Source organism: Salinivirga sp. (assembly GCF_055145285.1).
In genome coordinates this window covers 1-19,863 of the sequence record NZ_JBSRDC010000040.1, presented here as the reverse complement: position 1 = coordinate 19,863, position 19,863 = coordinate 1, and the positions used below count along the sequence as shown (strand labels likewise).

The 19,863-nt window shown below is 40.2% G+C and carries 10 protein-coding genes; 6 read left to right on the top strand and 4 right to left on the bottom strand.

Annotated elements, in window-relative coordinates; translation table 11 throughout:
* Nucleotides 1-3: 3 nt before the first annotated feature.
* Both ACTB0Y_RS08115 and ACTB0Y_RS08110 read right to left on the bottom strand, forming a co-directional pair.
* Nucleotides 4-4,326, bottom strand: coding sequence for a hypothetical protein (locus ACTB0Y_RS08115; RefSeq protein WP_463206316.1), 4,323 nt, complete (start codon nt 4,324-4,326; stop codon nt 4-6).
* Complete coding sequence (locus ACTB0Y_RS08110; RefSeq protein WP_463206315.1) at nt 4,307-6,049, bottom strand: hypothetical protein; 1,743 nt, start codon at nt 6,047-6,049, stop codon at nt 4,307-4,309. Before ACTB0Y_RS08110 ends, ACTB0Y_RS08115 begins: the two co-directional genes overlap by 20 nt.
* A 1,054-nt stretch (nt 6,050-7,103) precedes the next feature.
* Here ACTB0Y_RS08110 and ACTB0Y_RS08105 point away from each other — a divergent pair.
* Complete coding sequence (locus ACTB0Y_RS08105) at nt 7,104-8,903, top strand: T9SS type A sorting domain-containing protein (protein WP_463206314.1); 1,800 nt, start codon at nt 7,104-7,106, stop codon at nt 8,901-8,903.
* A gap of 600 nt (nt 8,904-9,503) precedes the next feature.
* On the opposite strand, the gene ACTB0Y_RS08100 is transcribed toward ACTB0Y_RS08105, so the two are convergent.
* Nucleotides 9,504-10,868, bottom strand: coding sequence for an MATE family efflux transporter (locus ACTB0Y_RS08100; protein ID WP_463206313.1), 1,365 nt, complete (start codon nt 10,866-10,868; stop codon nt 9,504-9,506).
* A 76-nt stretch (nt 10,869-10,944) separates the two neighbouring features.
* Between ACTB0Y_RS08100 and ACTB0Y_RS08095 the strand changes: the two genes are divergently transcribed.
* Complete coding sequence (locus ACTB0Y_RS08095; protein ID WP_463206312.1) at nt 10,945-11,292, top strand: translation initiation factor; 348 nt, start codon at nt 10,945-10,947, stop codon at nt 11,290-11,292.
* Nucleotides 11,293-11,410: 118 nt separating this feature from the next.
* Here ACTB0Y_RS08095 and ACTB0Y_RS08090 read toward each other — a convergent pair whose 3' ends face one another.
* Nucleotides 11,411-12,100, bottom strand: a complete 690-nt coding sequence (locus tag ACTB0Y_RS08090) for a peptidoglycan DD-metalloendopeptidase family protein (protein WP_463206311.1) — start codon at nt 12,098-12,100, stop codon at nt 11,411-11,413.
* A 157-nt stretch (nt 12,101-12,257) separates the two neighbouring features.
* On the opposite strand from ACTB0Y_RS08090, the gene ACTB0Y_RS08085 reads away from it, so the two are divergent.
* The 4 genes from ACTB0Y_RS08085 (at nt 12,258) to ACTB0Y_RS08070 (ending at nt 19,548) form a co-directional block, all read left to right on the top strand.
* On the top strand, nt 12,258-14,291 hold the full coding sequence (locus ACTB0Y_RS08085; RefSeq protein WP_463206310.1) for a tetratricopeptide repeat-containing sensor histidine kinase: 2,034 nt from the start codon (nt 12,258-12,260) through the stop codon (nt 14,289-14,291).
* Between the two features lie 8 nt (nt 14,292-14,299).
* On the top strand, nt 14,300-15,052 hold the full coding sequence (locus tag ACTB0Y_RS08080) for a LytR/AlgR family response regulator transcription factor (protein WP_463206309.1): 753 nt from the start codon (nt 14,300-14,302) through the stop codon (nt 15,050-15,052).
* Nucleotides 15,053-15,178: 126 nt separating this feature from the next.
* The gene (locus ACTB0Y_RS08075) at nt 15,179-17,464 is read left to right on the top strand and encodes a T9SS type A sorting domain-containing protein (RefSeq protein WP_463206308.1); all 2,286 of its coding nucleotides are present in this window, start codon (nt 15,179-15,181) and stop codon (nt 17,462-17,464) included.
* A 56-nt stretch (nt 17,465-17,520) separates the two neighbouring features.
* Nucleotides 17,521-19,548 carry a T9SS type A sorting domain-containing protein gene (locus tag ACTB0Y_RS08070; protein WP_463206307.1) on the top strand — a complete coding sequence of 676 codons (2,028 nt, stop codon included), beginning with the start codon at nt 17,521-17,523 and terminating at the stop codon, nt 19,546-19,548.
* The last annotated feature ends 315 nt before the right edge of the window (nt 19,549-19,863 follow it).

Genomic DNA, 19,863 nt, shown 5'->3' with positions numbered 1-19,863 from the left:
GCATTATAATGTGAATGTGACCGGGGTTTCAGATGACTCAATGTCGCCCGGTAAAACATATTTAATTTTTATGGTGTAATCATGATTATATAGCACGGCCGAAAATACATTCTCCAAAAGATTTGTTAACCATTGCCTATAAGGATGATTGGGCTCACTGCTCAATAAATCGGCCGCATGATCGCGTAGATTCGACAAATCGACGTTCATTACCGGAACACCATCATACATCAGTGTGGCCGGATAAACGGTAGAATTCAGATTCATTCCCTTGGCTCCGGCGGTAACATCAAAAGAGAACCCATCCTGGAGTATCTCACAGGCTTTGGCCGGTGGAACACCCAACTCTACTGGATTTCGATGGGTAATGACCATATCCTGATCAACCGGATAGTCGTGATAAAGGACTTGTTCCACACCGGTTGTATACCAGTAATTGTTTTCCAGGTCAAGACTCACGCGGACCAGGTCCGGATTTTGAATTGAATTAATCTCCTGATTGGCAAAACCTTCATCCACATCACCACCTGATAAAAGAATATGTGTACCTGTTGATATGGGATCGGCTATTGCATAACTAAAGCTCCAATCGTCAATTTTATCAGCCAATGAGGCATATTTACTTGTCCGCACTTTGCAACGGTAGAATATGCGGTCTTTTTCCACACTCCGTGTGGTTTCAATATCTTGCTCGGTTTTGGTATAGGCTGTTTCAGAAACTGTTTCCACATCCACCACACCTTCATCAACGGCCACTTCCTCAAAATCAGAAGGAATTTTGCAGATGCGTAATTCATAGATCATTTCAGGGGTCATGGATTGGGGAATATCAAAATTCACCTGCAGATTTCCCTCATCATAACTGACGGCCTGCATATTTTCATAATTATTATCGAAAATTGCTTTTGCGATCCATTCATTTTCATCATTAAACAGATAATCAAAGTTATCGGTAACTTTGATGTAACCGGTAGGATGCTCCTGCCAGTAAAAATTCACCATACCATCAAAAGGATACATGTACTCTACGCAATGCGGGGGAATATAATCGGGTCTCACGCCACTAATAAATGCTACTTCCTCTTCCTCTCTTTCTTGCTCTCCTTCATAAGTATAGGTTTCCCATTCATCATTTTCTTTAATCTCCAGGGCTACCACAACGGACATCGAAACTTCCGCTTCAGATGGCAAGAGTTCCGAAGATTCGAAAGAAGCCACATTGTGGTCATCGTTCCATACAACTTGTCCAGGATAGGCTGAACTGCCGGTATTTACATTGAATTCTTCAAGAATTATCCTAAACTCTTTAGTATCACCATCCGTATCCATTAATTCGAATGATTGATTAATGGTATAATTAAAGGCAACCCGTGGAGATGCAAAAACATCTACTTCTGTATCTCCATCAGCGGGTGATATTTCCGAAATAATATTCATATCGCCCATTCCGCCAACAATTTCGCACATCTCCCCAACTGCAAATTCAAAATTACACTGGCCTTTTACAGCTCCATTTAAAATGGAATAATGACCTTCGACAGCTCCTCTCAGGTACAGCGGATTGGGCAGAGCTGCTTGCAGCACGGCTGCGGCTCCCACATTTAGAATTGTAAACTTTTTTCTTTTTCCAAACATCTTCACTTTGATTCCAATTTTACCATCCAGGTAAGCATATGCCTGTCCCATGGCATACCATCCGTTGATACCTAAGGGTGGGTCACTTCCCTCACAATGGGCCGAAGTACCTAAATCTCTGATCATAATGTCGAACCCGGCACCCATTTCAAAGGAGCCGAAGAAGATGGTAAAGTTTTTTTCACCGGTTTCTGTGCTAAACGTACTGCCAAAGGCAAAGCCATTACCATTGCCTATCATAGCCTGCAAACGCGACTGCACATTATCATTTGCCAAAGATGAGACCTCACTGGGCAAATCGGGAAATGGCGGAATATCCGTACCCACCATCATATATGACGAAGCTTGCATTAAACCAATAAACTCCATCTCTATTCTATCGTTGGGAGTTCCTGCATAAACAAACCAATCCTGTGAACCAAAATAAGTGGTTATGGTTCCCGCCCTGTTTTGCTCATGTGCACCCTTTACAATTCCGGGAATATTGATATATACCGAACTTGTTCCAAATAACTCATTGTTGCTGAAAGAATATAAAATATCCACTTCGGCACCTACTTTTGCTTCGGAAGGATCGCTGTTCAGCTCGTCCATAACAATCCCTTCTCCCTGAAAACGAATAGATTCTAAACCTCCGTTGGTATAAAACTGAAAGCCCAGCTCTATGGACCCGTTCATAGCTTTAGGATTTGGATGGGTTCCAAATACAACTTTTGCTCTCAAACCAATACCCATTTCATTGTCAGGCAAATATTCAACACCTGAAAGTGAGGTTCCCGGTGATTGACCATTATCAGAGGCTGTATAGGCTGTGGATACATCAGCAAAGCCCTGTGGTTGAGTTTTGCTCATATGGTAGGATATACCACCACCAAAACCGTAGATGGCAGAACCGGGGAACATGGTAATACCATTCGGCACAACGAGTAACGCATCAGCGTACCAATACCGGTAGTTATCGACGGTACCCAATTGCAGCGAAGCCTCAACCTCTATTCCTGTAGCAAAGCGAGCACTGACCATGCCTTTAAATCCCTTACCAAATACTTCATGTTGTTGATAAAAATTGGCTTCTCCGTAAAACTCAAAAGCTCCCTGATCCACATCAATCACCACGGTTTGCATCTCCAGATGGTCATATTGCCATTTATTGTTTTGCTTCTCAGCCCAAATTGTAAATCCGCCGCTGCCGGCAAATCCCCCTTCATCAGCGCTCATAAAATTGACATTTGCTTGCATACTGATTCCCGCTTGTGAACCTTCATTAATGAAGTCCACTTCAGATATATTAACCGGAAAGCCGGCTAATACGCCATTGGGTAGTCCAAAATTACCAATTGTGAGATAAGGTGCTCTGCTGGAAATCACCATATTCTGAAATTCAAATGCAGCCAGCTCAACTTCTTCATTGAGTGCAACTGACATTGATCCATGCAATATGGCTCTGGGGTAATAATTTTGTTGCTCTTTTTCAACTATTATTGTCGAATTAGGCGTCAGGGCCAATTGAGCCGCCCACAAATCAGCTTTTAAAGAATCGAGGGTTTCAACTGCAAATGACATATTGTTTTCATCATCCACAATACCTTCGTAATGAAAGTTTTGATCGTTTTGGGAGACAGGAACTACAATTCGACCATTAAATTGAAAGTCGGCGAAATTGTTTTTCATCAGTGAAAATCCTATTTGATCGAGCGAAAATTGCCAGCTTCCCAAATTACCCTGATCCAAAGAAATAACGCTATCGGCAAGCAAAGAACCTGTTACGCCATTGTTGTCGATCATCAACCGCTCGGCTGTAATGGTTGTGCCTGAACCATTGGTGAATTGCCCGGGTAAAGCAACGGTAAAAGAATGAATATAAATTCCCCGCCACAGGTCGTAAAGTTCAACAGGGTGACTGGCATCGTAGTATCCATCAGGAAAGACAAGGTTGGAAGGATTTTGAAAATCACTGAAATCCATGGCAGTCTCGCCGGGATAGAAGATCAGGTCGGGTAATCCGTTAATTTGAAAATCAGGTAAATTGATGGATGCCATCACATTGTTTACATCTTCAAAGGAAACATTGAAAGATCCCTTTAAAGTATCCGCTAAAGTGGTATCACCAACAGGTTTCAAAAGATCATTTTTAAATACCAGATCACCAGCAAGCGTTGTAGATTCGTATCCATTACAACTCCATTCCACCATAGTTTCCGACTGACTTAGCACCAATTCAAAACCGCCCAAATCAATGGTTTCATCTTTTATCAGTTGAAGTTGTGCTGTTTGAATGCCATTGGCTGTTAATCTTATACTATCGGTGTACAATCCAATGGGTTCTTCGGCACCAGGAAATTGCAAACTCATATAAGCACTTATCCAGCCACCCATGGGATCTATACTTAAATTGTCCAATACAATGATATATTCAATTCCACCTATATTCCGGTGCAATCCAATGGGTAGTTGATAAACCTGATCAGCAGATAATAATCCTACGAAACGATTGTTAGCCTTAACTATGTTTTGTAATCCGCCTATATAATCTTCCAAATCCAAAGTATCCGGTAGTGGATTCGTATTTTCAGAATAACAAATATTGGGTAAACCAGCTGCGAGTGTCTCAGCAGGATTAGGTAAGCTGCCAGCCAGTAATTGTCCTGAAAGGGCGATCAAACCTAAAAAACTAACGAACTGTTTTATCATGACTTATGCTTTTTCGACGAATTAATGTATTTTGTATTCTGTAATTATATGATAATCTGACTTGTAAGTTTTCCAGTAAATTATTACTCAGATAGTCCCGGTTGGTATAAAAGGTACCTGAAAGCGCTATTAAATGACTCTTTTTTATGGAAACAGAGGCCATAGCCCGGATATTGGCATTAAAACTCACACGTGCGGAATCATTCCAGGTTTGATTGATGCCTGCCTGTAGACTTGTCCGCAACATATCTTTTATGAATGGTTTACCCAGGCTAAGTACTGGTCCTGCTGTAATCTGGTTCGTTGTAGATTGAACAAATGAAGAGAATAATGAGGCCGATAATGATAGCTTAGATTCAGTAAACACGACAGATTGTGATATTGTACTGTTTAACAAAACAGTTGAGCCACCCGCTTCCGCTTGGGTATTCCCGGAGGTATTTCCGGAAAGGCTTAAGGAAGTTGAATAAGTGGCTTTCTCACTTTGATTCGAATAACTTCCCGAAAGTGCCACTGATTGATTTACCTGGCGATAATTCAAGGTATCCATTAATTCCAGTGGATCGTTATTATTGATGTAATCGAAGTTTGAACGCATATTCGAAAAAGACTGAAAACTTGAATAGGATCCATTTAATGATATTTTTTCTGTGGGAACAGCTGATATACTTAATGATCCTGCAAATCTTCGGTTGGTCATCATATTATCATTTCCTAAATTATCGCGTTCTAATCCTAAATTCATGTTAATATTTAGTTTGCCCTCTAAAAACCGGGAGGTATTGACCAGGGAGATTTGCTCCAAATCGTTGTTTGTATAATATGCTCCCAATGTTTCGTATCCGGGTTCAACATACTTATATTGGATGCCAAAAGAAGTTTTTTTCAGGCTGTATTTAACTTGCCCGCCGTAGGCGTTGAAAGCTCGTGTTGTTTTGCGTTGCTTCAGTAATAAATTGGCAGATGGTTCCTGGAGTAAAGCACTGTTGGTATTATCAGTAAAGATGCTTCTTCCAAAATCTACATCGATGCTCCAACGACTGGTAATCTGATAATTACCTTTCAGTGAAAGTGCAAAATTCTCTTTTGGGTAAACACCCAGGCTATCGGGGAAAACCTCAATTGATGCTGATTTATCCCAGGCGTAAATACCACTTGTTGAAATGGAGTATTTTTCAGTATTATAGCCCAATTCATAGCTATAAAATCTTCTATCATAGGCAGGGAGCGTGAAAGCAGCACTATCGTATTCGACAGGTTTCACAAGACGGCCATACAAAACAGTTCCTTTAAAAGGCAAATGCTTTGGGGCTATTTCAATGCCAGTACCACAAAATTGATGACCTGATAAGGTATAAGGAGAAAATGAAAGGGAATTGTAACCTAAATATAACTTCACCCCTTTGTAAAAAGGTTGTGTGCCGAATTGGTTATAAGAAAAAGGGTGTGAAAAAACCTCCTGCTGATTTGTGTAAGAAAATTGAAAAGGGAAATCGATACTGTAAATCTTGGCATTGAATCGACCCGAGAGAAAAAGAGAATATTGATCCTTAAATGTTACAGAATCTATAAATTGATTGTTTAAATATTGATCAATGCCTAACTGTCCATTAATTTTTAGAGGATCACTATTTAAGATAGCCTCCACATCCTGGGCCGTCAGGTTTGCAACTGACAATATAAATACAATCGGCAGTAGGCCGGGTAATACGCTGCTTCTCATCAAAAAAATCTTAAGCAATGACTGCTTGTTTTAAACCTTGTTTTTTGTCACAGCAAAAATAGGAAAAAACCTTTCAACATAAAAACAATTTGCAGATCTTAAGGATGTGCCATAACAACATGATTTATAAAACCATTGGCCTTTCAAAGATACAGGACTATTTAAACTGAATATAAATTTGAGATAGTCATTTTTAACAGAGGTATGATCCTATAATTGGAATCAATTTTTGAATTAAAAAAGTTGTGGTTCATCTTTTTAACCACAAAGCACACAAAGACCAACTGATCGTCTGTGAGCAAAGCCAGAATTCCGCCAGTAGCGTACTCCTACTCACCGCTTTGCCACTGAGAACACAGGGAAAATATCCTTCTTCGTGTATTCTCCGTGTTCTTTGTGTCCTCCGTGGTTTTTCTTTTTTAACCACTAAGGACACCAGGACCTACTGATCGTCTGTGAGCAAAGCCAGAATTCCGCCGGTTGCATTCTTCTACTCACCGCTTGGCCACTAAGAACACAGGGAAAATATCCTTCTTCGTGTTTCCTCCGTGTTCCTTGTGTCCTCCGTGGTTTATTCTTTTTTTAACCACCAGGGACACCAAGACCAACTGATCGTCTGTGAACGAAGCCAGAATTCCGCCAGTTGCATCCTTCTGCTCCACCGCTTGGCCACGGAGCACACAGGGATAATGTTCTTCTTTGTGCCTACTCCGTGCTCTTTGTGTCCTCCGTGGTTTATTCTTTTTTAACCACTAAGGACACCAGGACCAACTGATCGTCTGTGAACAAAGCCAGAATTTCGCCGGCTGCATCCTTCTACTCACCGCTTGGCCACTGAGAACACAGGGATAATATCCTTCTTCGTGTTTCCTCCGTGTTCTTTTTGTCCACCATGGTTAGTTTTTTTCCAACAAAGAAAAAATCGAAAAACATTTTGAATTCTCAACATGATAATTACTTTTGCCACTCGAAATTTGTCTGGTTTAACATTAGGCATACAAGCACAAAAACAAGAAAACGTCAACAATTAATAGTTTAATCTAAAAATCAAGTTATGAAAAAAACAACTATCTTATTGGGTATTACCCTGCTATTACAAATTTCCATGTTTGCTCAAATTAATCCTTTTACAGGCACAGGTCGTACATCAGCTGTAGAATTTGTAATCGGAAATGAAGTTTTTGTGGGTCTGGGCTACAACGACACTACTGCTTTCGCTGATTTCTGGAAATACTCACAGGATACTGAAGAATGGACAGAAATTTCTTCTTTCCCGGGAGGTGACCGGTACAATGCAGTAGCTTTTACCATTGATGGTAAAGGATATGTTGGATTGGGGCAAAGCTCCAACAATACATATCATGATGATTTTTATTGTTATGACCCTGTAAATCAAACCTGGACCGCCATTGGAAATTTTGGTGGGCTCCCTACTTCTTTAGCGGTTAGTTTTGTAATTGGCAACAAAGCTTATGTTGGCACAGGCAACAAAATGATCGAAGAAAATGTGACGTATGAGAATACCAAAGATTTTTGGGAGTATGATCCGGATGCGAATACCTGGACACAAATCTCTACGTTTGAAGCTGGCGTTCGTCAGCATGCTACTGCATTTTCAATCAATGGAAAAGGTTATGTAAGTGGAGGCGTGCATTACGATAATGGTACCATCACCTATTCTGATGTACAGGAATATGACCCAACCACCGATACCTGGGTAGAAAGAATTTATGCTGATGGTATTAATTTATCTTTCAATGGTGCTGCAGCCATAAGCTATAATGGCAAGGGCTATATTTGTTATGGGAACACAGAAGAAATGGTAAGTTACGACCCGGTATCAAATACGGTTGAGAACCTTGGAAACATGCTTAATCTGAATGATAATAGAAAGACCCCGATTGCATTTGTTCTTAACGGCACACCATATTTTGGTTTAGGGAGTTTCGGCTTTTTTGACAACACTTATATGGATGATATACTGGAAATACCCTTTCCTACCAATCCGACTGATATAAACTTGTCTTCGAATGAGATTTCTGAAAACGAACCGGAGAACAGCCAAGTTGGCGTTTTTACTACAGTAGATGAAAATAGTGGCGTGACGCATTCTTATGAACTTATTGACAATGAAAATTACCCGGATAATAACATGTTCACCATCGAAAATGATGGGTTGCTTGCACAAACTATGGATTTTGAAGTGAATAACTCATTGACTATTAAAGTTAAATCAACCAATAGCCTGGATCTTTCTGTAGAAAAAGAATTTACAATAAGTATTCTTGATGTTGAAGAACTGATAACTGATATCAACATTACTTCAAATACGATATTAGAAAATCAATTAGATGGAACTTACGTTGGACAGCTTTCATCAACTGATGAAAACTCAAATGTTACTCATACTTACGAATTGGTATACACTGGAAATTACCCCGACAATGCAAATTTCTCCATTGATGGTAGTATATTATTTGCAAACACACTAGATTACGAACAAGACAGCATCCTGATAATCAATATTCAATCAACAAATAACCTGGATGTGTCCTACGAAAAAGAATTTACTATCAATGTTGTTGACGATACTACCGATAATGGTACAGCAATTGCCAAAATGCAATCATCAGAATTCTCAATATTTCCGAACCCTGCATCAGACCAAATCTGGATTCAAAATAAAACTAACAGGGCTCAAATTACCAGAATTGCGCTAATTGATATTGCAGGAACAACATATGATTTAAATGTAAAAGCTACAATCAATATTTCAGAATTTGAACCAGGGGTATATTTTCTTAGATTAGTCACTAATGAGGGCATTTTTAATAAAAGAATAGTGATTGAATAATCGAATCATTGCTAGCCGTTATTTACTACAGTGAAAAAAAATATTAGAATGAGGTAAAACAAAACCGCTGACATTTGAATGTTGGCGGTTTTTTCTTTTGGGTTATTTTGAGGTAATAAGCAGAGTAAAATGCATTTGAAGGTTTTAGTGGTATCATTAAATATTCTGGAAGTACCAGTTTATACGGTTAACTTATCCTGCGAAATGAATTTTCCCCAGCTGCCTCCTCCATGCGCTCCGTGCTTCATCTTTTTAACCACCAAGGACATCAGGTCCAACTACACGTCTGTGAACGAAGCCGGAATTCCTCCAGCAGCGTACTCCTACTCACCGCTTTGCCACGGGGAACACAGGGAAAATATTCTTCTTCGTGTTTTCTCCGTGCTCTCCGTGTCCTCCGTGGTTATTTCTTTTTTTAACCACTAAGGACACCAAGACCTACTGATCGGCTGTGAACAAAGCCTGAATTCCTCCAGCAGCGTGCGTCTACTCACCGCTTTGCCACGGGGAACACAGGGAAAATATTCTTCTTCGTGTTTTTCCGTGTTCTTCGTGTTATCGGTGCTTTATTCTTCCCCCAATACCCTGAAAGCTATCCTTTTAACTCCTTAATTCTCTCTCCTTCACCAACCGGCATTTGCGTTTGAAACGGAAAAAGAAAAACACGGCTGCCAGGGCGAGCGATATTGCCAGGGCACTCCAAACGCCGGCGCCGCCGAGGTCAAGTACGAATCCCAGCAGATACATGAGCGGAACACCCAAAACCAGGTACGTTAGCAAAGCAAGCAAAAAAGCCTTGTTTACATCGGCCAGGCCGCGCAGCGAACCAAGCAATACAACTTGCGAACCATCGAAAATCTGGAACAGTGCTGAGAAAATCAGCAAATGCGCGGCAGTATCTACCACGGCAGGGTCATTTGTAAAAAGATAGGGTAACTGATAGCGGAAAGCGAAAAACAACAATGCTGTGGTACTCATAAAGGCAACAATCATGTGTAACGAAGCTATCCCGGCCTTTTGCATCTCCTCATAGTTGCGGGCCCCCAGCTGTTGGCTTACCCGAATGGTAGTTCCTGATGCAACACCAGTGGCGATCATAAAGGAAACCATGCTTACCTGTATGGCAATCTGATGTGCGGCCAGCGGCACCTCTCCCAACCAGCCCATCATTACAGCAGCCAGGCTAAAAAGGGTTACCTCGGCGAGCATTTGCAGTCCAATGGGCATCCCAGTGCGGAAAAACAGGCTGATGTGCTTCAGACTGAACTTCCGGGGATCGATCAGGTAAAAATAGCGCCTGAAATGTGGCTGACGAAGCATAAAAACGGTAAAACCAATGGCCATAAGAATACGGGCCGTGAGTGTGGCATAACCTGCACCAACCAGCCCATAGGCCTGAAAACCCAATTTACCATAAATCCAGATGTAATTCAGTCCGATATTAACCACATTAGCAGCCAGGGTAATTTTCATGGCCATACTGGTGTTGCCCAACCCTTCGATAAACTGTTTGCCGGTAAAGAAAAGCATGAATGGTACAATACTGATCACCAACAACCGATAATAAGGAATAGCCAGCTCCACCACACCTTCAGGTTGTCCCATGTAAGGCATCAACCATGAAACGGCCCACATGGTAGCGACCAATATCAAAGAAACCATACCATTACCTAAAAATGAGTGGTGCAGCATAGTGGCAGCTTCTTTAAAATTCTTTTGCCCAAAGGCACTACCCACGAGTGGCGTGGCGCCAAAAGTTAAACCGAGTCCAAGCACAAATCCCACGATATAAATGGAGTTGGCAAATGATGCCGCTGCCAGCTCCGACACACCCACGTGCCCCACCATCATATTGTCGGCAAGCTGCACTGTCATTTGCCCTGCCTGAGACAATACCACAGGAATAGCCACATGCAGGTTACGACGGTAAAAAGGGAGATATGATTTGAAATATTTAATCAGCATGTGTACGCTTTATGATTGAATAAAAATCTTCATAATTCACGCAAAAGTATGCATATTTGTAAAAAAAGATGCCATTATGAGCAACAATGATTGGAAGAAAAGACTTGGTGTGGTGTATTCTACCAGTGATGACTTTGACTACGAAAAAGAGGGCGCGGCGGAACAGGAAACCCTCCCCAACGAGGAGCAGAAATTGAAGGTATTGCTCGATAAAAGGCAACGAAAAGGTAAGAAAGTAAGCCTGATTACAGGATTCAGGGGCACGGAAGATGACCTGAAAGATTTGGCCAAATGGCTCAAAACAAAGTTGGGTGTGGGTGGTAGTGCCAAAAACGGGGAAATCCTGATTCAGGGCGATTTCCGGGATAAAATCGTGGATTTGCTTTCCACAGAAGGCTACAATGTGAAAAAGGCAGGAGGTTGAAGCCCGGTGGAAAAATTCCAATAATCAATTTGCAAATTGTGCAGCTAACTATCAAACGCAAAACTGTTTGTATATTGTAATTTAAAGCTTGAAGTTTGAAAATTAGCGTTTTATTGGGTTATTTCAGAACTTCCAAATTCAATATGTAATTCGGATCCGGACACATGTGCAGTCGTTCCTCTTTTTCATTTGGGCTGGCCACACCATAAAAATCGCCTTTTTGATTACCCATATCGCGAATCAACTGGAAATGCAAATGCGAAGGCCAGCCGCCATTTTCTGTAGGATTACCCAACCAGGCGAAGCGCTCCCCAGCTTTTACAGCCATCCCCTCTTCTTTATGCTGCAATGAATCGAGCGATAAATGACCATACAGGCTATAAAACCGCAGCCCTTCAATTTCATGCTCCAGGATAATGGTACCGCCATAGTCGCCATGGTTATCGTTATTCTGAAAACTGTGAACTGTGCCATCACAAGGTGCTACAACAGGGGTTCTTACAGGTGCCCACAAATCTATACCGAGGTGAATAGAACGTGCATCAGGTCCCTGTCCGAAGTGCTTACTGCGTTTATATACCACACGGTCTTCGCCATAACCTCCTATTGCTATTTTTTTGTTGTTTGCAATCATTTTAGCGTTGAGCCAGGTACCAAACTCCTCGGCATCGTCCAGGTCAATGCAATTTAACTCGCTATTTTTCTCCGATAAATCGGGTACCCAAACATCACTGCTTGTAAATTCATAATCCAGCACTTTTTTTCCCTGTCCGGTGGCATTTTCTATTATTTCTAATAACTTATCCATGGGTAGCATTATTTTCTCAATTTTATAATTTTCTGAGTTGTAAATTTGTCTAAAACAAAAGACAAAACAAACCTATTATTGTTTGTTGCAACATTTTGCTTAAATTTAGTAATAATTTTATAAAAATGAGCTTTTTTATTAAACCTGGCCGGGAATCATGAAAACAAAAATACTTATACTATCCCTGATTTTTGCATGGTCTCAAAGCTTCAGCAACCCTGATTCTTTGTATATTGAACTACAGACTCAAAAAGTACAACAAGAGCATTATCAACTTGCCCTGACACAACTCGAACTGGCCAAACACTTTTATTTTACCGAAAGAAACCATGATTCTGCCCTCTGTTATGTTCAAAAGGTTGTAAATTATTTCACACAACATAGAAATGATAAAAAACTGGGCTATGCATATAAGTTAATGGGCTATGCATATGTTGCCATTGAAAGTTATGAAAGAGCATTGCAGTATTTTGATTCTGCACTTGTTTATCTGCATCAACAGGAACAAATGCTTTCAATTTTACAGGTTTATACAAATAGAGGCATTGCCTACAATTTTGTAGACAATCCGGCTAAAGCCATCGATGCATTTAAAAAAGCGTTAGAGATAGGTTATACATTAAAAGATACAAGCCAAATTATCGTAAACAGTCTCAATACCGGGATAATGTATAATGTTGCAGGTCAGATTACAGAGGCAGCAGAATACCTGATTAAGAGTATTGAACTTGCCAAACAAACCCACGACACAACCAATCTGATCAAATGCTACATTGAACTCGGTGATATTTATGTGGAGCAGGACAAAATCGATCAGGCTGAAAAATATTACCTGCATGCCCTGGATATACTGGACACCACTTCCTATTCACGATCACACGTGTCATTGTATGATGTTCTTGGATATGTGAAAGAACGACAAAATCAGTTTACACAAGCAGAAACCTGGTACAAAAAAGCCTACCGTATATGCAACCAGATTGATTACAAAAGCGGAAAAGCGCAGTTGCTATATCGTATGGGACATTTGCAAAAATTAAATAAAGATTGGCAAACAGCCTTATCGTATTTCAGATCAGCTTTAGATGTTGAAAATGAAATAGGTAGTATTTCTAGCCAGCTGGTAGATAAAAATGAAATAGCTGATGTTTATATTCGGTTAAAAAAACACAACAAAGCCGAAAAACTGCTAAGAGCAGTTGTAAATGAAGCAAAAGAAAACAATTTAATCAGACCTGAGAAACACGCCCACAAACTCATGTATCAGAATTACAAACAAACGGGTGAGTCGGCAAAAGCTTTGCACCATTACGAAGCATACAGACACATCGAAGATTCGATTTACAACGTTCAGCAACTGGAAATAGTAGAAGATATGCGGGAGCGATATGAGACAGCAGAAAAAGAGCAAACTATTATTAAACTTAGCACAGAAAAAGCATTAACAGAAGAAAAAATAAAACGGCAGCAACAATTGCTTTGGAGTATTATTTCGGGTTCCGTTTTTATCGTAATAATCCTGATTTTATTGTATTTGCAAAACAAACGAAAAGCAGCTTTAAAACGCTTACAGACAGAACAGCAATTATTGCGTACTCAGCTCAACCCACACTTTCTTTTTAATGCATTAAACGCCATAAAAGGCTATATAACAGCCCACAAAACAGATGAGGCAGCCGATTTTCTAACAGACTTCTCATCTTTGATGCGGCAAACCCTCGAAAGCTCCATTGATGAAATTAATTCATTAGAAACCGAAATTGAATTACTGACAAGCTATCTGAAATTACAGCAAATGCGCCTTGAATATAAATTTCAGTTCCATATTGAAACCGACAGCAATATTGATACTGAAGACATTAAATTCCCGGCTATGTTGTTGCAGCCTTTTGTGGAAAATGCTATTAAGCATGGCATAAAAAAAGGTGGCAGTAAAGTTAAAATTGGCTTTATTCAAAGGACAAACCGTCTCATCATCACAATAGAAGATGATGGACCGGGCATAAAATATTCTGTTACAAACGATAAAAAACACCGTTCGCGCGGCATGGAAATCATACAAAAACGCCTGAAACTAATGAATAAAATTGCCGGATGGAACGTTGAATATAAAATTGGTCCCGCTAATGAAACAAACCATACCGGAACCAGGGTAACATTGGATTTTCCGCTTATGTATTTTTACAAATAATACTTATTATGAGTACAAAAATTGTAATTATTGAAGACGATTTTACTGCAATAGAAAATGCCAGAAGTATTATACATGAATATTTTCCAAATATTCAGATAGAGGGAACTGCAGATAATATTGAATCAGCAGTTAATCTAATTCAAAAAACACAACCAACAATTGTTGTATTCGATATCAACCTGAAAGACGGCACTGCTTTTCAGGTCATTGACAAGCTTCCGATTGTCAATTTTCAAATTATCTGGACTACAGCTTTTGAGCATTATGCCGTACAGGCATTTCGAATTAGTGCAGTGGATTTTTTGCTTAAACCCTTCAAAAATTCCGACCTGGTTAGGAGTATCCAAAAAGCAATGGAAAAAATTAACAGAGCAGAGTATGTAAAAAAACTTGAAGCGCTGGCACATAATTTTTCACAACCCGAAGAAAAAAAAATAACCTTGCATACCAATGAGGCGTTACACATTGTAAATCTCCATGAAATAGTGTACTGTAAGGCTGATGATAATTACACAATTTTTATGTTAGAGCAGAACTCGACAATTATGGTCAGTAAATCATTAAAAAACTACACAAGCTTGCTTAAACACGACCATTTTTGTCGTGTGCATCAGTCATATCTTGTAAACCTGAAGAAAATAAAACAGTTCAACAAGGGGAAAAATGCCCATCTGACCATGCAAAACCAGGAGGAAATACCTGTCTCAAAAGGTATGCGCAATGAGGTAATGAAATATTTCGATCATTTAAAACACTAAATTCTCGACAACCGATCTCAAATTCCTGCTGGTACCACCCAAATTCTAATTCATAGTTAAGGCATTGAATTATAAAATTTTAATGTCGTATATTGCCTTTATTCTCAAAACAAAAAACTATGAATTATGAAAAAACTCAACCCCTTCAAAATGTTTAGAAAAAACTATCGTTTTTTAATTAGCTTCGGGTTTTCAATAACCCTCTTGTTTAGCGTTACTTTTGTAAATGCACAGGGTCCTGAATGGTTAACAACCATTGGAGGTACTAACTCGGATTACATTAAGGCGGTACAGCAGGATGACAATGGAAATTTTTATGCCTGTGGTTACTTTAGTGGTACTGTAGATTTCAATGCGCATGAAACCGAAACAGATGAATACACTGCCAGCGGTTCTTCAGCTGGTTTTATCACAAAATATACCAGCGATGGCACATATCAGTGGACCACAGTTTTAGACGGCACTCAACATAACTGGATAATGGATTTAACAATAATGGCCTCCGCCAGCGGTGTTTATGTAGCTGGTGCATATTCAGGCGATATTGATTTCGATCCCACTACCTCAAGTGTTACTTACACTGCAGAAGAATCTTATGACGCATTTGTTGCAGGTTATGATCTTTCAACTGGCGAATTGCTACAGGAGTACGTTTATTCAGGTATCGACGCTGAGTTTGCAACCTCTATTACCTCCTATGGTTACAATAATATTATAGTTGCCGGTACTTTTTACGGACAAATAGATTTCACCCCCGATTCACCGGGCTCTCTTTTTAGTAGCGCTGGGGAAGCTGATATTTTCATTCGAAATTTCAGCCCTGCAGGTGGAGCATTCTGGACCAGACGTATTGGTGGCACAGGATCGGATTTACTAAACCATCGCACCCTGGAACTCGATGCAGCTAATAATATTTTTCTAGGAGGTTCTTTTCATGATGTAGTAGATTTTGACCCCGACGGTATCACAACCTACGAGATGACTTCCGAGGGTGGCAAAGATGCATTTCTATTGGCTCTCAATTCCGATGCGCAATTCCAGTGGGCCAAACAAATGGGTAATACTAACGATGAGTCAACAACTGCTTTAACAATTGATAGTACCGGTATTTATTCTGCCATATCTTTCACAGGCACAATATCCTGTATAGTTGGTTATGTGGGTGGCATGCCGATTTTTGAAGATTTTACGTCTTATGGCGAACAAGATATTTTGTTGACAAAACATACCCTTGGCGGCCAGATTATGGATGACAGCTTTGGCCATATCGGGGGCGATCTGGAAGATCAGTGTAACGATTTAATGACCGATACAGCAGGACTTGTTTTTGCTACCGGGTACTTTATGAGCAGCGACTTTGACGTTAATCCACAGGGCGAAACACAGATTTTTGGCACACACGGAGGCAAAGATATTTTCATGGCAACTTTTTCAGACAGTTATGATTATGAATGGGCCAATACCTATGGAGGATCCGAAGATGATGAAGGCGTTAACCTCCTGTACGATTCCCGTGTAATATACTGTGCAGGAACATACAGAAATACGGTTAATTTTGACATAAGCACAGAAACAACAAACGGACAAGAAGACTTCTTTGTACTCGCAACCGCCATCTGGAATACCGAAACAGAAATTCTTGATTTTGAAATTCCCCAGGCTATAGCTCCGGCAATAATCGACGAAGGAGCAAGCACCATTGATGTTGTAGTTGGCTATGGTGTAGATTTAACTTCACTGGTACCCACCATTACCATATCAATGGGTGCATCTATCGATCCGCCAGGTGGCGAGCCACAAGACTTCACTGACCCGAGAATTTATACCGTACTTGCTGAAAACGGCTCTGATGTGCAGCACTGGACTGTTACAGTAACAGAGGAACTAAACAACGCAACGGAATTATTGTCCTTTGAGTTGGCAGAATCTACCGGAAGTGCGACTATTGACCCCGCTGCCGGGACTGTTGATATTGAGGTAGCATACGGGACAGATCTTACTGCACTGGAACCCACCATTACGGTATCGCCAGGTGCTACCATTGACCCGGCTAGCGGCGTGGCACAAGATTTCAGCAGTCCTGTAGACTATACCGTAACCGCTGAAAACGGCACTGATACACAAATATGGACCGTTACAGTAACTGAAGGCGTTTCCATAACAGAATTGGAGCAGACAAACATCTCACTGTATCCTAATCCGGTGACACAATTACTCACTTTCGATGGAAATGACCAAATTATTCACCAGATTAAAATATTCAACTTACAGGGTAAGCTATTAGAAACTAAAACTGTCCATACAAGTAAAGGAGTCATCAACATGAAAAATTACACCGATGGCAACTATGTGTTACAGTTACAAGGGAAAAATGACAAAGTTTACGTACGGCTGGTTACAGTTGCTCGTTAGAAACTGGTAATGTGAACTATTTATAGTTTATAGTATTACCCGTAAAATTTTGTATTATGAAAAAAAAAGTATCATTACTAGTATGCTTGCTTACAACCATAGCAACTATACAAGCCCAGGAGTGGATTCAAATTGGAAACAATGTTGAGGGAGAGATGTCTGGCGATCGGTTAGGTTATTCAGTTAGCCTAAGCACTGATGGACTGATTATGGTGGTTGGAGCCCCATATAATGATGATGTCGGTCTTAATGCCGGGCATGCAAAGGTTTATGAGAATCAATCCGGTATCTGGACAGAAATAGGACAAAACATTAATGGTGAGGCAGCAGGCGATAACTTCGGAATATCGGTAAGCATAAGTTCCGATGGTTCTGTAATTGCTGTTGGAGCGCGAAATAATGATGGAACCGGAGCGAATGCCGGACATGTGCGTGTGTACGAGAATCAATCCGGTATTTGGACGCAAATTGGTCAGGATATTGATGGTGAAGCAGCATTCGATCGATCAGGCGCCTCAATTAGTTTAAGTTCCGATGGCTCTGTAATAGCAATTGGAGCCTATGGAAATGATGATGTTGCTAATAATGCCGGTCATGTAAGAGTCTATGAGAACCTATCCGGTACCTGGACGCAAATTGGACAGGACATTGATGGCGAAGCTGCAAACGATCAGTTTGGCTCATCTGTAAGTTTAAATTCTGATGGATCAATTGTTGCTATTGGAGGATCTTATAATGATAACAGCTTTTTAGATGCAGGGCATGTAAAAGTTTATGAAAATCAATCAGGCACATGGACACAAATAGGACAAGATATTGAAGGAGCAGCAGAAGAGGAATATTTTGGCACATCAGTTAGTTTAAGTTCCGATGGCTCTATTCTTGCATCCGGGGCTGTAGGAAAAAACAATTATTCTGGCTCGGTGCGAATATATGAGTATCAATCCGGTATTTGGACACAAATAGGACAAGATATTGACGGCGTTGGAGATTACGCTGCATTTGGTGGCTCTGTAAGTTTAAGCTCCGATGGCGCTGTAGTTGCTAACGGTGCACCGCATTATGATAGCAAGAGGTCTGAAGCTGGACTTGTAAGTGTATATGAGAATCAGTCAGGCACATGGATCCAAATAGGACAAAGTATTTCCGGAGCCGCAGTAGGCGATGAGTTTGGTGCCTCAGTTAGTTTAAGTTCCGATGGGGCAATTCTTGCAGCCGGATCGCCCCTTAGCGATAGTAACGAATCTAACGTTGGTCATGCTGGTGTTTTCGAATTACATAATCCGCCAACAATAATTACCCAGCCCGGGGACCAAGCAAATATTTGCCCGGAAAGTAACGTTTCTTTTACAGTTACAGGCGAAAATATTGAAACGTACCAATGGCAGGTAGATGAGGGTGCTGGCTTTATTGATATTGCCAATGGATCTGTTTACAGCAATGCTAATACGCCAACATTAAATATTACCGGAGTAACTTTGGGGATGAATAATCATCAATATCGTTGTGCTGTAACGAATCTGGTTGGCAATGTAGTTAGCGATGCAGCCTTTTTAACAACTGATTCTACTATTCCTGAAATTACTTGTGTTAGCAATCAGGAGTTTAATGCAGATGAAACCCATTATTATACAGTGCAAAATACTGAGCTTGATCCATTAGAAGCTTTCGATAATTGTGGAGTGGGAAATGTTGTAAACGATTTTAGCGACTCTTCTTCTCTAGCCGGAGAACAAATACCTGAGGGAATAACCACAATTACCTGGACAGTAACAGACAATGCCGGGAATGAAAACACCTGCAGTTTTGATGTTGTAGTTAACGCATATGTTGCTATAACTACATTACAACAAAAAGAGATAGTTATTTATCCTAACCCGGCAAACCATGTGCTTAATATTGATTTTTTAGGTAGTAAAATTCAGAAATTGACTATATCTGACATTTCAGGTAAATCGATAATTGAAAAAACAAAACTTCAGGAAAATGAGAGAGTCGATCTATCAAATTTCGCCGGAGGAATCTATTTGGTTAGCATTAAAATTGGTGGTGAAATATTTACCACAAAATTTGTAAAAAACTAAAATCCAATTCGTAACAAACTCTGAAGAAGCCAATAAAGGAGTTATTTACAATATTACAGCATGGAAATCAGATAGCTCATCTATGCGGAAAGAGAGGAAAACTTAGACTCAAAGTATCATTTTTCCGAACGGGGCTCTGAAACTACTATAAAAAAGGCTGTCCAAAAAGTATAGGACAGCCTTTTAAACCTGTTTTGTGCACCATGATGAGTGCCTAAAACCCCACACCTGAATATCAGTTAGTTACGAGTAAAAAATTTGCATTTTGGGTCATGCGGAACAAATTTTAAGGGTACTTGATTCAAATAAACGGAT

What these genes read in the sequence shown, in the direction of transcription:
- ACTB0Y_RS08115 (WP_463206316.1), bottom strand. Translation starts at nt 4,326, where the DNA reads ATGATAAAACAGTTCGTTAGTTTTTTAGGTTTGATCGCCCTTTCAGGA.
- ACTB0Y_RS08110 (WP_463206315.1), bottom strand. Translation starts at nt 6,049, where the DNA reads ATGAGAAGCAGCGTATTACCCGGCCTACTGCCGATTGTATTTATATTG.
- ACTB0Y_RS08105 (WP_463206314.1), top strand. Translation starts at nt 7,104, where the DNA reads ATGAAAAAAACAACTATCTTATTGGGTATTACCCTGCTATTACAAATT.
- ACTB0Y_RS08100 (WP_463206313.1), bottom strand. Translation starts at nt 10,868, where the DNA reads ATGCTGATTAAATATTTCAAATCATATCTCCCTTTTTACCGTCGTAAC.
- ACTB0Y_RS08095 (WP_463206312.1), top strand. Translation starts at nt 10,945, where the DNA reads ATGAGCAACAATGATTGGAAGAAAAGACTTGGTGTGGTGTATTCTACC.
- ACTB0Y_RS08090 (WP_463206311.1), bottom strand. Translation starts at nt 12,100, where the DNA reads ATGGATAAGTTATTAGAAATAATAGAAAATGCCACCGGACAGGGAAAA.
- ACTB0Y_RS08085 (WP_463206310.1), top strand. Translation starts at nt 12,258, where the DNA reads ATGAAAACAAAAATACTTATACTATCCCTGATTTTTGCATGGTCTCAA.
- ACTB0Y_RS08080 (WP_463206309.1), top strand. Translation starts at nt 14,300, where the DNA reads ATGAGTACAAAAATTGTAATTATTGAAGACGATTTTACTGCAATAGAA.
- ACTB0Y_RS08075 (WP_463206308.1), top strand. Translation starts at nt 15,179, where the DNA reads ATGAAAAAACTCAACCCCTTCAAAATGTTTAGAAAAAACTATCGTTTT.
- ACTB0Y_RS08070 (WP_463206307.1), top strand. Translation starts at nt 17,521, where the DNA reads ATGAAAAAAAAAGTATCATTACTAGTATGCTTGCTTACAACCATAGCA.